General features: G+C 66.3%; 10 protein-coding genes and 1 tRNA gene. All 11 read left to right on the forward strand.

The window, feature by feature from the left end:
- Nucleotides 1-126: EF-Tu C-terminal domain-related protein (locus ACIKT0_RS06100; RefSeq protein WP_474998493.1), on the forward strand; the 126-nt coding region annotated here is incomplete at its 5' end.
- 146 nt (nucleotides 127-272) lie between these two features.
- Nucleotides 273-349 (forward strand) — tRNA-Trp (locus ACIKT0_RS06105).
- A 128-nt stretch (nucleotides 350-477) separates the two neighbouring features.
- Nucleotides 478-675, forward strand: a complete 198-nt coding sequence (gene secE, locus ACIKT0_RS06110; RefSeq protein ID WP_183393840.1) for a preprotein translocase subunit SecE — start codon at nucleotides 478-480, stop codon at nucleotides 673-675.
- Entirely contained in the window at nucleotides 672-1,232 is a 561-nt protein-coding gene (gene nusG / locus ACIKT0_RS06115) for a transcription termination/antitermination protein NusG (RefSeq protein WP_183393841.1), read from the forward strand. The genes secE and nusG overlap by 4 nt, the downstream gene beginning before the upstream one ends.
- 106 nt (nucleotides 1,233-1,338) lie before the next feature.
- Nucleotides 1,339-1,770 carry a 50S ribosomal protein L11 gene (rplK, locus tag ACIKT0_RS06120; RefSeq protein ID WP_407104483.1) on the forward strand — a complete coding sequence of 144 codons (432 nt, stop codon included), beginning with the start codon at nucleotides 1,339-1,341 and terminating at the stop codon, nucleotides 1,768-1,770.
- A 2-nt stretch (nucleotides 1,771-1,772) separates the two neighbouring features.
- Nucleotides 1,773-2,471: a 50S ribosomal protein L1 gene (gene rplA, locus ACIKT0_RS06125; RefSeq protein ID WP_407104484.1), complete on the forward strand. Its 699-nt coding sequence runs from the start codon at nucleotides 1,773-1,775 to the stop codon at nucleotides 2,469-2,471.
- A 308-nt stretch (nucleotides 2,472-2,779) separates the two neighbouring features.
- Nucleotides 2,780-3,298: a 50S ribosomal protein L10 gene (gene rplJ / locus ACIKT0_RS06130; RefSeq protein WP_183393844.1), complete on the forward strand. Its 519-nt coding sequence runs from the start codon at nucleotides 2,780-2,782 to the stop codon at nucleotides 3,296-3,298.
- A 48-nt stretch (nucleotides 3,299-3,346) separates the two neighbouring features.
- Nucleotides 3,347-3,721, forward strand: coding sequence for a 50S ribosomal protein L7/L12 (rplL, locus tag ACIKT0_RS06135; RefSeq protein ID WP_183393845.1), 375 nt, complete (start codon nucleotides 3,347-3,349; stop codon nucleotides 3,719-3,721).
- A 264-nt stretch (nucleotides 3,722-3,985) separates the two neighbouring features.
- Nucleotides 3,986-8,101, forward strand: a complete 4,116-nt coding sequence (gene rpoB / locus ACIKT0_RS06140; RefSeq protein ID WP_407104485.1) for a DNA-directed RNA polymerase subunit beta — start codon at nucleotides 3,986-3,988, stop codon at nucleotides 8,099-8,101.
- Nucleotides 8,102-8,235: 134 nt separating this feature from the next.
- Nucleotides 8,236-12,432, forward strand: a complete 4,197-nt coding sequence (gene rpoC, locus ACIKT0_RS06145; protein WP_407104486.1) for a DNA-directed RNA polymerase subunit beta' — start codon at nucleotides 8,236-8,238, stop codon at nucleotides 12,430-12,432.
- 554 nt (nucleotides 12,433-12,986) lie between these two features.
- Nucleotides 12,987-13,341, forward strand: a 355-nt coding sequence (gene rpsL / locus ACIKT0_RS06150; RefSeq protein WP_407104487.1) for a 30S ribosomal protein S12, incomplete at its 3' end; no start/stop codon positions are given.

The raw sequence follows: 13,341 nt of genomic DNA on the forward strand, positions 1-13,341 counted from the left end.
GGCGACAACATCGCGATGGAGGTGCACCTGATCGTGCCGATCGCGATGGAGGAGAAGCTGCGCTTCGCGATCCGCGAAGGCGGCCGAACCGTCGGCGCCGGCGTCGTCGCCAGCATCATCGAGTGATAGAAATCGGGGCGGCCCTCGCGGCCGCCCTGGTCGCCCGGCGGCGCAAGCCGTCCGGGGCGGGCCGCCCGCCCGCGAAAGGGACTTGAAAGAACGCGCCGGGGCGTGCCATAAGGCGAGCCCGCTCGAAACCCCCCGGCGACTCTAGGAGTGTAGCTCAACTGGTCAGAGCACCGGTCTCCAAAACCGGGGGTTGGGGGTTCGAGTCCCTCCACTCCTGCCACGCTCGGGCGGCGTTGGCGGGGCGGAACGTGAAGCGGAGCGCGCGACGGCTGCTGCGTCGCAGTCTTCCATTGTTGTGCGGGGTGCGAGCCTGTCTAGGAGCGCGCCCCTTTGGACGTTAACGAGGCCATGGCGAAGACTTCTCCGGTGGAATTCCTGCGGCAGGTAGGCGCCGAGACCGCGAAGGTGGTCTGGCCGACCCGCCGCGAGACGATGATCACCACCGCGATGGTGTTCGTCTTCGTGTTCATCGCGGCCGTGTTCTTCTTCGTCGCCGACTTATTGATGCGCACCGGCGTCACCTGGATCCTGGGGTTCGGCCAATGAGCGCTGTTGAGGCTCGCGCGGGCGGACGTCCGAAGCGCTGGTACATCGTTCACGCCTATTCGAACTTCGAGAAGAAGGTCGCCGAGTCGATCCGCGAGAAGGCGGAGCAGACCGGGCTTGCGGACCTCTTCGAGGAAATCCTCGTCCCGACCGAGAAGGTCGTGGAGGTTCGGCGCGGCCGGAAGGTGGATGCCGAGCGCAAGTTCTTCCCGGGCTACGTGCTGGTGAAGATGGACCTGACCGATCAGGCCTACCACCTCATCCGCAACACCCCGAAGGTCACCGGCTTCCTCGGCGCGGAAAACAAGCCCTCGCCGATCTCGGAGGCCGAGGCCACCCGCATCATGCGGCAGGTTCAGGAGGGCATCGAGCGCCCGAAGCCGTCGGTCTCGTTCGAGATCGGCGAGCAGGTCCGGGTGTCGGATGGCCCGTTCGCGTCCTTCTCGGGCGTGGTGCAGGACGTCGACGAGGCGCGGGCGCGCCTCAAGATCGACGTCTCGATTTTCGGCCGCGCGACGACGGTCGATCTCGAATACGGGCAGGTCGAGAAGGTCTGATCCGTTTCCAGCCGTGGGAGAAAGACGCCGGGCTCTTCGCTGCCCGGACGATCGATCGCACCACGGATCACGACGGCCGGTTGCAGCGCCGTCCAGGAGAACCTAAATGGCGAAGAAAGTAACTGGCTACATCAAGTTGCAGGTGCCTGCGGGCGCCGCGAACCCGTCGCCGCCGATTGGTCCGGCGCTCGGTCAGCGCGGCCTCAACATCATGGAATTCTGCAAGGCGTTCAACGCGCAGACGGCCCAGCTCGAGAAGGGGATGCCCATCCCCGTCGTCATCACGGCCTATGCGGACCGCTCCTTCACGTTCCAGATGAAGACCCCGCCGGTCTCGTACTTCCTGAAGCAGGCGGCGAAGATCTCCAAGGGCTCCCAGGCCACCGGCAAGTCCGCTGCGGTCGGCAAGGTCAGCCAGGCTCAGCTCCGCGAGATCGCGGAGAAGAAGATGGCCGACCTCAACTGCGACTCCGTCGATGCGGCGGTCGCGATGATCGCGGGCTCCGCCCGCTCGATGGGCCTCGCGGTGGAGGGCTGACCATGGCGAAGATCGGAAAGCGCGTCGCCAAGGCCCGTGAGGGCGTGGATCGCACCAAGCTTTACGGCCTCGACGAGGCGCTCGCGCTCGTCAAGGAGCGGGCGACCGCCAAGTTCGACGAGACCATCGAGGTCTCCATCAACCTCGGCGTCGATCCCCGCCACGCCGACCAGATGGTCCGCGGCGTCTGTCAGCTGCCGAACGGCTCCGGCCGGACCGTGCGGGTCGGCGTGTTCGCGCGCGGCCCGAAGGCCGAAGAGGCGAAGGCCGCCGGCGCGGACATCGTCGGCGCGGAGGATCTGCTCGAGATCGTCCAGGGCGGCACGATCGAGTTCGATCGCTGCATTGCGACCCCGGACATGATGCCGCTGGTCGGCCGTCTCGGTAAGGTGCTGGGCCCGCGCGGCCTGATGCCGAACCCGAAGGTCGGCACGGTGACCACCGACGTCGCCGGCGCGGTCAAGGCCGCCAAGGGCGGCGCGGTCGAGTTCCGCGTCGAGAAGGCCGGCATCATCCACGGCGGCGTCGGCAAGGCGTCGTTCGACGCGGCCAAGCTCGCCGAGAACATCAAGGCGTTCACGGACGCCGTGGTGAAGGCCAAGCCGACCGGCGCCAAGGGCCAGTACGTGCAGCGCATCGCGGTGTCCTCGACGATGGGCCCGGGCGTGCATGTCGAGCCCTCGACGGTGCTCGGCTCCTGATCTGACGAATTTCGCGCCGGGCTGGTCCCGGCGCGGGAAGGGCGGGGCGGAGCGATCCGCCCTCCCGACCTGTCCGAGAAAGCAGGCGTTCGCCCACGGGGGCGGATCCTAAGCCCGGAGCACCGGGACCTGCCGAGACGGGGAAGACCGGATTTCATCGTCCGGTTCGAACCATCGCCGTGAGCGCTTTTCGGGCGGTCACGCGCGGACAGGCTTCAAGCCGCCGCTTCCGAGGCTCTCTGGCTCCGGAGGCGGTCGTTGCAACCCGGCGGTCCGGCGTTTGTCGGATCGTCAACCGGAGAGAGCACGTGGACCGCGCGGAAAAGCGTGACATGGTCGCGACGCTGAACTCGGTGTTTTCGAACTCCGGGGCCATCGTCGTCGCTCACTACTCGGGCCTGACCGTCGCTCAGATGTCGACCCTGCGTCGGCAGATGCGCGACGCCGGCGCGAGCGTGAAGGTCGCGAAGAACCGTCTCGCCAAAATCGCTCTCGAGGGCACGGAAGTGTCCCATCTCGGCTCGTTGCTGCAGGGCCCCACGGTCCTGGCCTACAGCGACGATCCGGTGGCGGCGCCGAAGATCGCGGTGGAGTTCGCCAAGGCGAACGACAAGTTCGTGATCCTTGGCGGCGCGATGGGCGCGACCTCCCTGAACGCCGACGCAGTGAAGGCGCTCGCCTCGCTGCCGTCGCTCGACGAACTGCGCGCCAAGCTCGTGGGCCTCATCCAGGCGCCCGCGACCAAGCTCGCTCAGCTCTCGACCGCGCCCGCTGCCAAGCTGGCGCGTGTGTTCGGGGCCTACGCCACCCGAGACGAGGCGGCGTGAGCCGTTCTTCACAATTCAAACCTGGTTCGAACTTAAGGACGTAAGACAATGGCTGATCTGACGAAGATCGTCGACGAGCTGTCCAACCTGACGGTGCTCGAGGCGGCTGAGCTCGCGAAGCTCCTCGAAGAGAAGTGGGGCGTCTCGGCCGCTGCTGCGGTCGCGGTTGCGGCTCCGGCCGGCGGCGCTGCGGCTCCGGCCGCGGAAGAGCAGACGGAGTTCACCGTCGTGCTCGCGGCTGCGGGCGACAAGAAGATCGAGGTCATCAAGGAGGTCCGCGCGATCACCGGCCTCGGCCTCAAGGAAGCCAAGGACCTCGTCGAGGCCGCGCCGAAGCCCGTCAAGGAAGGCGTCGCCAAGGACGAGGCCGAGAAGCTCAAGGCCCAGCTCGAGAAGGCCGGCGCCAAGATCGAGCTCAAGTGAGGTCGGGCGGACGAGCGATCGTCCGCGCCGCCTGAATACCTGCGGGGCCGCTCGGCCGGCCCCGCAGGCGCATCAGAAGCCGCGGGGAACGGCGTCGTTCGCGACGTCGGTTCCTCCGCGGCTTTCAGCGCCTCCGGACCCTTCCGGGACCGGAAAGCGCTTCTACAGCGGGCTCGCGACGAGATGGAGCCCGCCGCGCCTGATCCAAGCCCCGCGTCCGCGGTTTTTGGATCAGGCGTGCCCTCGGCAGGATTGAGGAAGACGATGGCTCAGACGATCACCGGCCGCAAGCGTGTTCGCAAGTTCTTCGGCAAGATCCGGGAAGTGACGCAGATGCCGAACCTCATCGAGGTTCAGAAGGCGTCTTACGACCAGTTCCTGCTGTTCGACGGAAACGAGGCGCGTCCGGACGAAGGTCTTCAGACGGTCTTCAAGTCGGTGTTTCCGATCTCCGACTTCTCGAACACCTCGATGCTCGAGTTCGTCAAGTACGAGTTCGAACAGCCGAAATACGACGTCGACGAGTGCCGCCAGCGGGGCATGACCTTCGCGGCCCCGCTCAAGGTGACGCTGCGCCTGATCGTGTTCGACGTGGACGAGGAGACCGGCGCCAAGTCCGTCAAGGACATCAAGGAGCAGGACGTCTACATGGGCGACATGCCGCTCATGACGGACAACGGCACCTTCATCGTCAACGGCACCGAGCGCGTCATCGTCTCGCAGATGCACCGGTCGCCGGGCGTGTTCTTCGACCACGACAAGGGCAAGACGCACTCGTCGGGCAAGCTCCTGTTCGCGGCGCGCATCATCCCCTATCGCGGCTCCTGGCTCGACATCGAGTTCGACGCCAAGGACATCGTGCACGCGCGTATCGACCGTCGCCGCAAGATCCCGGTGACCTCGCTGCTGTTCGCGCTCGGCATGGACGGCGAGGAGATCCTCGACACCTTCTACAACAAGGTCCCGCACGCCCGTGACGGCGACGCATGGCGCATGCCGTTCGACGGCGAGCGCATGCGCGGCTTCAACGCGACGGTCGACCTGATCGACGCCGACACCGGCGAGGTCGTGCTCGAGGCCGGCAAGAAGCTGACCCCGCGCCAGGCCCGCCTCATCGGCGAGAAGGGCGTGAAGTTCCTCAGGGTCTCCAACGAGGAGATGGTCGGCCAGTATGTCGGCGAGGATCTCGTCAACGTCGAGACCGGCGAGGTCTGGGCGGAAGCCGGCGAGGAGATCACGCCGAAGCTGCTCGAGCTGCTGGCCGAAGTCGGCGTCGACGAGCTCGACCTGCTCGACATCGACCACGTCAACACCGGCGGCTACATCCGCAACACGCTGCACGCCGACAAGAACTCGACGCGCGAAGAGGCGCTGTTCGACATCTATCGCGTGATGCGTCCGGGCGAGCCGCCCACCCTCGACACCGCGGAAGCGATGTTCCAATCGCTGTTCTTCGACAGCGAGCGCTACGACCTCTCGGCGGTCGGCCGCGTGAAGATGAACATGCGCCTCGACCTCGACGCGGAGGACACCGTCCGCACGCTGCGCAAGGCCGACATCCTGGCGGTCGTAAAGACGCTGGTAGGCCTGCGTGACGGCAAGGGCGAGATCGACGACATCGACCATCTCGGCAACCGCCGCGTCCGGTCCGTCGGCGAGCTGATGGAGAACCAGTACCGCGTCGGCCTGCTCCGCATGGAGCGCGCCATCAAGGAGCGCATGTCCTCGGTCGAAATCGACACGGTCATGCCGCAGGACCTGATCAACGCGAAGCCGGCGGCGGCCGCCGTGCGCGAGTTCTTCGGCTCGTCGCAGCTTTCGCAGTTCATGGACCAGACCAACCCGCTCAGCGAGATCACGCACAAGCGTCGTCTCTCGGCGCTTGGCCCGGGCGGCCTGACGCGTGAGCGCGCTGGCTTCGAGGTGCGCGACGTGCACCCGACGCATTACGGCCGCATCTGCCCGATCGAGACGCCGGAAGGCCCGAACATCGGCCTGATCAACTCGCTCGCCACCTTCGCGCGGGTCAACAAGTACGGCTTCATCGAGGCCCCGTACCGCAAGGTCCGGGACGGCGCGGTGACGGATGAGGTGCACTACCTCTCGGCGGTCGAGGAATCGAAGCACCACGTCGCCCAGGCGAACGCGGTGATCACCGAGGACGGCAAGTTCACCGAAGACCTGATCGTCTGCCGCCACATGGGCGAGGTCGTCTTCGCGCCGGTCGAGCGCGTGGACTACATGGACGTGTCGCCGAAGCAGCTCGTCTCGGTCGCCGCGGCGCTCATCCCGTTCCTCGAGAACGACGACGCCAACCGCGCGCTGATGGGCTCGAACATGCAGCGCCAGGCGGTGCCGCTTGTTCGCGCCGACGCGCCGTTCGTCGGCACCGGAATGGAGGCGGTCGTCGCCCATGACTCCGGCGCGGCCATCGCGGCCCGCCGCGGCGGCATCGTCGACCAGGTGGACGCGACCCGTATCGTCATCCGCGCGACCGACGAGGCGGACGCCTCGAAGCCCGGCGTCGACATCTACCGCCTGATGAAGTTCCAGCGCTCCAACCAGTCGACCTGCATCACGCAGAAGCCGCTGGTTCGCGTCGGCGACCTCGTCAAGAAGGGCGACATCATCGCCGACGGCCCGTCGACCGAGCTCGGCGAGCTCGCGCTCGGCCGCAACGTGCTCGTCGCGTTCATGCCGTGGAACGGCTACAACTTCGAGGACTCCATCCTCCTCAGCGAGAAGATCGTCTCCGACGACATCTTCACCTCGATCCACATCGAGGAGTTCGAGGTGATGGCCCGCGACACCAAGCTCGGGCCGGAGGAGATCACGCGCGACATTCCGAACGTGTCGGAAGAGGCGCTGAAGAACCTCGACGAAGCCGGCATCGTCTACATCGGCGCGGAAGTGCAGGCGGGCGACATCCTCGTCGGCAAGATCACGCCGAAGGGCGAGAGCCCGATGACGCCGGAGGAGAAGCTGCTCCGCGCGATCTTTGGCGAGAAGGCCTCCGACGTGCGCGACACGTCGCTGCGCGTTCCGCCCGGCGTGACGGGCACGATCGTCGAAGTCCGCGTCTTCAACCGGCACGGCGTCGACAAGGACGAGCGCGCCCAGGCGATCGAGCGCGAGGAGATCGAGCGTCTCGCGAAGGACCGCGACGACGAGCTCGCGATCCTCGACCGCAACACCTATGCGCGTCTCGCCGAGATGCTCGTCGGCAAGACCGCCGTCGGCGGTCCGAAGGCGATCAAGAAGGACGAGGCGATCACCCGCGACGCGCTCACCGAGGCGCCGCGGTCGCAGTGGTGGCAGATCGTTGTCTCGGACGACAAGCTGACGTCCGAGCTCGAGGCCATGCGCGCCCAGTACGACGAGCAGAAGAAGCGTCTCGAGCAGCGTTTCCTCGACAAGGTCGAGAAGCTGCAGCGCGGCGACGAACTGCCCCCGGGCGTGATGAAGATGGTCAAGGTCTTCATCGCGGTGAAGCGCAAGATCCAGCCGGGCGACAAGATGGCCGGCCGCCACGGCAACAAGGGCGTCGTGTCGCGCATCGTGCCGGTCGAGGACATGCCGTTCCTCGAGGACGGCACGCATGTCGACATCGTGCTGAACCCGCTCGGTGTGCCGAGCCGGATGAACGTCGGACAGATTCTCGAGACCCATCTTGGATGGGCCTGCGCGGGTCTCGGCGCTCAGATCGGCAGGGCGATCGACGCCTATCGGGCCGGCGCGGGCATGGACGAGCTGAAGTCGCGGATCGACCTGGTCTATGGCGACAATGCCGAGATCAAGGACATGAACGACCAGGAGCTGGTCGAGATGTCCGAGACGCTCCGGCGCGGCGTGCCGATCGCGACGCCGGTGTTCGACGGCGCCAAGGAGGCGGACATCGAGCACATGCTCGAGCTCGCCGGCGTGCCGACCTCCGGGCAGGTGACGCTGCATGACGGCCGGACCGGCGATCCGTTCGATCGACAGGTGACGGTGGGCTACATATATATGCTGAAGCTCCACCATCTCGTGGACGACAAGATCCACGCCCGTTCGATCGGCCCGTACTCGCTCGTCACTCAGCAGCCGCTGGGCGGAAAGGCGCAGTTCGGCGGTCAGCGGTTCGGCGAGATGGAGGTCTGGGCCCTGGAGGCTTACGGCGCGGCCTACACGCTGCAGGAGATGCTGACGGTGAAGTCCGACGACGTCGCCGGCCGCACCAAGGTCTACGAGTCGATCGTCCGCGGCGACGACACGTTCGAAGCCGGCATCCCCGAGAGCTTCAACGTGCTCGTGAAGGAGATGCGCTCGCTCGGCCTCAACGTCGACCTGCACACTTCGAAGCGGCGCGCGGGCGATCCGCCCGCCGAAGCGGCCGAATGACGGCCGCGTCCTAGGACGCAGCCTCCGGGCGGACGGGCCTTTGGCCCGCCCGCCTTTTCGACTTTGGATTTTCAAGCGGGCGGGAACGGCGTGGCGGCGGCGCCCCGTTCCAGGCTTCGCTAAAGGAGACGGCGATGAACCAGGAAGTGATGAATCTCTTCAACACGCAGGTTCCTGCCCAGACGTTTGACCAGATCCGCATCTCGATCGCCAGCCCGGAGAAGATCCTCTCCTGGTCGTTCGGCGAGATCAAGAAGCCGGAGACGATCAACTACCGGACGTTCAAGCCGGAGCGCGACGGCCTGTTCTGCGCGCGGATCTTCGGTCCGATCAAGGACTACGAGTGCTTGTGCGGCAAGTACAAGCGCATGAAGTACAAGGGCGTCATCTGCGAGAAGTGCGGCGTCGAGGTCACGCTGTCGCGCGTTCGCCGCGAGCGCATGGGCCATATCGAGCTCGCCGCGCCGGTCGCCCACATCTGGTTCCTGAAGTCGCTGCCGTCGCGCATCGGCCTTCTGCTCGACATGACGCTGAAGGACCTCGAGGCGATCCTGTACTTCGAGAAGTACGTCGTGCTCGAGACGGGTCTCACCCCGCTGAAGGACCGGCAGCTGCTCTCGGAGGAGGAGTACCTCCACGCGCAGGACGAGTATGGCGAGGACGCCTTCACGGCCCAGATCGGCGCCGAGGCGATCCAGTCCATGCTGCGGACGCTCGACCTCGAGAAGATGGCGGCCGACATCCGCGTCGAGATCGCCGAGGCGACCACCGAGCTGAAGCCGAAGAAGCTCGCCAAGCGCCTGAAGATCGTCGAGGCCTTCATCGAGTCCGGCAACAAGCCCGACTGGATGATCATGACCGTCGTGCCGGTGATCCCGCCGGATCTGCGCCCGCTCGTCCCGCTGGACGGCGGCCGGTTCGCGACCTCCGACCTGAACGACCTCTACCGCCGCGTCATCAACCGCAACAACCGTCTGAAGCGACTGATCGAGCTGCGCGCCCCGGACATCATCATCCGCAACGAGAAGCGGATGCTGCAGGAGGCCGTCGACGCGCTGTTCGACAACGGCCGCCGCGGCCGCGTCATCACGGGCGTCAACAAGCGCCCGCTGAAGTCGCTCTCCGACATGCTGAAGGGCAAGCAGGGCCGCTTCCGCCAGAACCTGCTCGGCAAGCGCGTCGACTATTCCGGCCGCTCGGTGATCGTGGTCGGTCCGGAGCTCAAGCTGCACCAGTGCGGCCTGCCGAAGAAGATGGCGCTCGAGCTGTTCAAGCCGTTCATCTATTCGCGGCTTGACGCCAAGGGCCTGTCGGCGACCGTGAAGCAGGCGAAGAAGCTCGTCGAGAAGGAGAAGCCGGAAGTCTGGGATATCCTGGACGAGGTGATCCGCGAGCATCCGGTGATGCTGAACCGCGCGCCGACGCTGCACCGTCTGGGCATCCAGGCGTTCGAGCCGGTGCTGATCGAGGGCAAGGCGATCCAGCTTCACCCGCTGGTCTGCGCCGCCTTCAACGCCGACTTCGACGGCGACCAGATGGCCGTGCACGTTCCGCTGAGCCTCGAGGCTCAGCTGGAGGCGCGCGTGCTGATGATGTCGACCAACAACATCCTGCACCCCGCGAACGGCCAGCCGATCATCGTGCCGTCGCAGGACATCGTGCTCGGCCTCTACTACCTCACCATCATGCGGGACAACGAGCCCGGCGAGGGCATTGCGTTCTCGAACATGGGTGAGCTCGAGCACGCCCTGTTCAACAAGTCGGTCACGCTCCACACCAAGATCAAGGGTCGCTTCACCTCGATCGACGAGGACGGCAACGAGATCTCGAAGGTTTACGAGACCACCCCTGGCCGCATGATGCTCGGGCAGCTGCTGCCCAAGACCCCGAAGCTGACCTTCGACGTCGTCAACAAGCTGATGACGAAGAAGGAAATCTCGAACATGATCGACACCGTCTACCGAAACTGCGGTCAGAAGGACACGGTCATCTTCTGCGACCGGATCATGGCGCTTGGCTTCCACAACGCGTTTAAGGCCGGCATCTCGTTCGGCAAGGACGACATGGTCGTGCCGGACACCAAGCCGAAGATCGTCGAGGAGACCCGCACGCTCGCCAAGGAATACGAGCAGCAGTACCAGGACGGCCTGATCACCCAGGGCGAGAAGTACAACAAGGTCGTCGACGCCTGGGCCAAGTGCACCGACAAGATCGCCGACGAGATGATGGCGCGCATCTCCTCCGTCCAGATCGACGAGGAGACCGGCCGGGCCAAGCAGATCAACTCGATCTACATGATGAGCCACTCGGGCGCCCGCGGATCGCCCGCGCAGATGAAGCAGCTCGCCGGCATGCGCGGCCTCATGGCCAAGCCGTCGGGCGAGATCATCGAGAGCCCGATCATCTCGAACTTCAAGGAAGGCCTCTCGGTCCTCGAGTACTTCAACTCGACCCACGGCGCCCGTAAGGGCCTCGCGGACACCGCGCTCAAGACGGCCAACTCGGGTTACCTGACCCGCCGCCTGGTCGACGTGGCGCAGGACTGCATCATCACCGAGGACGATTGCGGCACCGACGCCGGCATCCGCGTTCGCCCGGTGGTCGACGCCGGCCAGATCGTCGCGACGCTCGGCATGCGCACGCTCGGCCGCACCACGGCCGAGGACGTCGAGAACCCGGCCACCGGCGAGGTGATCATCGGCAAGAACACGCTGATCTCCGAGAAGGACGTCGACGCCATGGCGGCCGTCGGGGTCCAGGAGATCCGCATCCGCTCGGTGCTCACCTGCGAGACCAAGGTCGGCGTCTGCAAGGCCTGCTACGGACGCGATCTCGCTCGCGGCACGCCCGTCAACATGGGCGAGGCCGTCGGCGTCATCGCGGCGCAGTCGATCGGCGAGCCGGGCACGCAGCTCACGATGCGCACGTTCCACATCGGCGGCACCGCGCAGCTGGCGGACTCGTCCTTCGTGGAGAGCTCGTTCGAAGGCACGGTGAAGATCCGCAACCGCAACGTGGCTCGGAACTCTGACGGCGACGTCATCGTCATGGGCCGCAACGTGGCCGTGGTGATCGTCGACGCCAACGGCGTCACCGAGCGGGCGACGCATCGCCTGCAGTACGGCTCCAAGCTCCGCGTGGACGAGGGCGACAAGATCAAGCGCGGCCAGCGCATCGCCGAATGGGATCCGTACACCCGTCCGATCCTCACCGAGGTGGACGGCAAGGTCGGATTCGAGGATCTGGTCGAAGGCGCCTCGATGAAGGAGACCTCGGACGAGGCGACCGGCATCACCAAGCGCGTCGTCACCGACTGGCGGACTTCGGCCCGCAACGCGGACCTGCGGCCGTCGATCATCATCCAGGACGAGGGCGGCAAGATCGCCAAGCCGGCCAAGGGCGGCGAGGCGCGCTACCAGCTCGCCCCGGAGGCGATCCTGTCGGTCTCTCCGGGTTCGGAGGTCAAGGCCGGCGACGTGCTCGCCCGTATTCCGACCGAAAGCGCCAAGACGCGCGACATCACCGGCGGTCTGCCGCGGGTGGCGGAGCTGTTCGAGGCCCGGCGTCCGAAGGATGCGGCGATCATCGCCGAGATCGCCGGCACCGTGCAGTTCGGGAAGGACTACAAGAACAAGCGGCGCATCACCCTTGTGCCGGCCGACGGCGGCGATCCGGTCGAGTACCTGATCCCGAAGGGCAAGCACATCCAGCTGCAGGACGGCGACGTCGTGGAGCAGGGCGACTACATCGTCGACGGCAACCCGGCGCCGCACGACATCCTCGCGATCAAGGGCGTGGAGGAGCTCGCGGCTTACCTCGTCAACGAGATCCAGGAGGTCTACCGACTGCAGGGCGTGCAGATCAACGACAAGCACATCGAGGTGATCGTTCGCCAGATGCTGCAGAAGGTCGAGGTCTCGGACGCCGGCGACACCGACCTGATCACCAACGAGCAGGTCGACCGCATGGACTTCGACGCCGTCAACGCCAAGATGCTGGAGGAGGGCAAGAAGCCCGCCGTCGGCCATCCGGTGCTGCTCGGCATCACCAAGGCGAGCCTGCAGACCCGCTCGTTCATCTCCGCCGCCTCCTTCCAGGAGACGACCCGCGTCCTCACCGAGGCCGCCGTCAACGGCAAGGCGGACGACCTCGAGGGCCTGAAGGAGAACGTGATCGTCGGACGCCTCATCCCGGCCGGCACCGGCTCGGTGATGAACAAGGTCCGCGAGATCGCGATGCACCGCGACGACCTGATCCTCGCGCAGCGGGCGCAGGAATCGAGCGGCGGGCGGCAGGATCTGCTGCCGAGCCCGGCCGACGCCGCGGAGTAACGGGAGGGCGGCCCGCCGCCCGCTCGCACGATATGAAAGCCGCCGGAGCGATCCGGCGGCTTTTTTCTTTCGGTCGTCGAAGCTCAGGGCTGGCTCCACGTAGCCGGAGGGCATACGGAACTGGCGGGGCTGGCTTCCGGCGGAAGCCAGCCCTGGCGGCCCGCGCAGGGGCCGTCGAGGCGGGGCAGGGCGTCGACCAGGCGCCAAGGGGCGATATCGGAGCTGCTCCGCCGAGCTGGCGGGGCCGAAATCCGAGGAATCCCTGACAGAGTGTTGACTATCTGCGAGTCGGCGGGTACAAGCCGCCTACTCTTCGGCAGGCGGTGATCCCACGCTGCTCGGTCGCGGTCCAACGCACCGACCTTTCGGGATCAGACGCTGCCGCGACCAGCTTGGGTCAGTTGCGGTTCATGACCGTCGTCGCTCGTCGGCGGCGGTCCTCTGCAAGGAGCGGCGCTCTCCACCGGGAAACCGGCGGAAGGCGTCAGTTTCGTTTTGTGCGCCGGCGTGCCGGCGCGCCGGACGTCGATCAAACGAAAGCGGTTAGGCCATCAATGCCCACCATTAGCCAGTTGATCCGCAAGCCGCGGCAAGCTCCCACGGCGCGCAATACGGTTCCGGCGCTTCAGGCGTGTCCCCAGAAGCGCGGCGTCTGCACGCGCGTCTATACGACCACGCCGAAGAAGCCGAACTCGGCGCTCCGTAAGGTCGCCAAGGTGCGTCTGACCAATGGCTTCGAGGTGATCGGCTACATCCCTGGTGAGGGCCATAACCTTCAGGAGCACTCGGTGGTCATGATCCGCGGCGGCCGCGTGAAGGACCTTCCGGGCGTGCGTTACCACATCCTCCGCGGCGTGCTCGACACGCAGGGCGTGAAGAACCGCAAGCAGCGTCGTTCGAAGTACGGCG

Source organism: Hansschlegelia beijingensis (assembly GCF_045505405.1).
GTDB classification, from domain to species: domain Bacteria; phylum Pseudomonadota; class Alphaproteobacteria; order Rhizobiales; family Methylopilaceae; genus Methylopila; species Methylopila beijingensis_A.

What these genes read in the sequence shown, in the direction of transcription:
- secE (WP_183393840.1), top strand. Translation starts at nt 478, where the DNA reads ATGGCGAAGACTTCTCCGGTGGAATTCCTGCGGCAGGTAGGCGCCGAG.
- nusG (WP_183393841.1), top strand. Translation starts at nt 672, where the DNA reads ATGAGCGCTGTTGAGGCTCGCGCGGGCGGACGTCCGAAGCGCTGGTAC.
- rplK (WP_407104483.1), top strand. Translation starts at nt 1,339, where the DNA reads ATGGCGAAGAAAGTAACTGGCTACATCAAGTTGCAGGTGCCTGCGGGC.
- rplA (WP_407104484.1), top strand. Translation starts at nt 1,773, where the DNA reads ATGGCGAAGATCGGAAAGCGCGTCGCCAAGGCCCGTGAGGGCGTGGAT.
- rplL (WP_183393845.1), top strand. Translation starts at nt 3,347, where the DNA reads ATGGCTGATCTGACGAAGATCGTCGACGAGCTGTCCAACCTGACGGTG.
- rpoB (WP_407104485.1), top strand. Translation starts at nt 3,986, where the DNA reads ATGGCTCAGACGATCACCGGCCGCAAGCGTGTTCGCAAGTTCTTCGGC.
- rpoC (WP_407104486.1), top strand. Translation starts at nt 8,236, where the DNA reads ATGAACCAGGAAGTGATGAATCTCTTCAACACGCAGGTTCCTGCCCAG.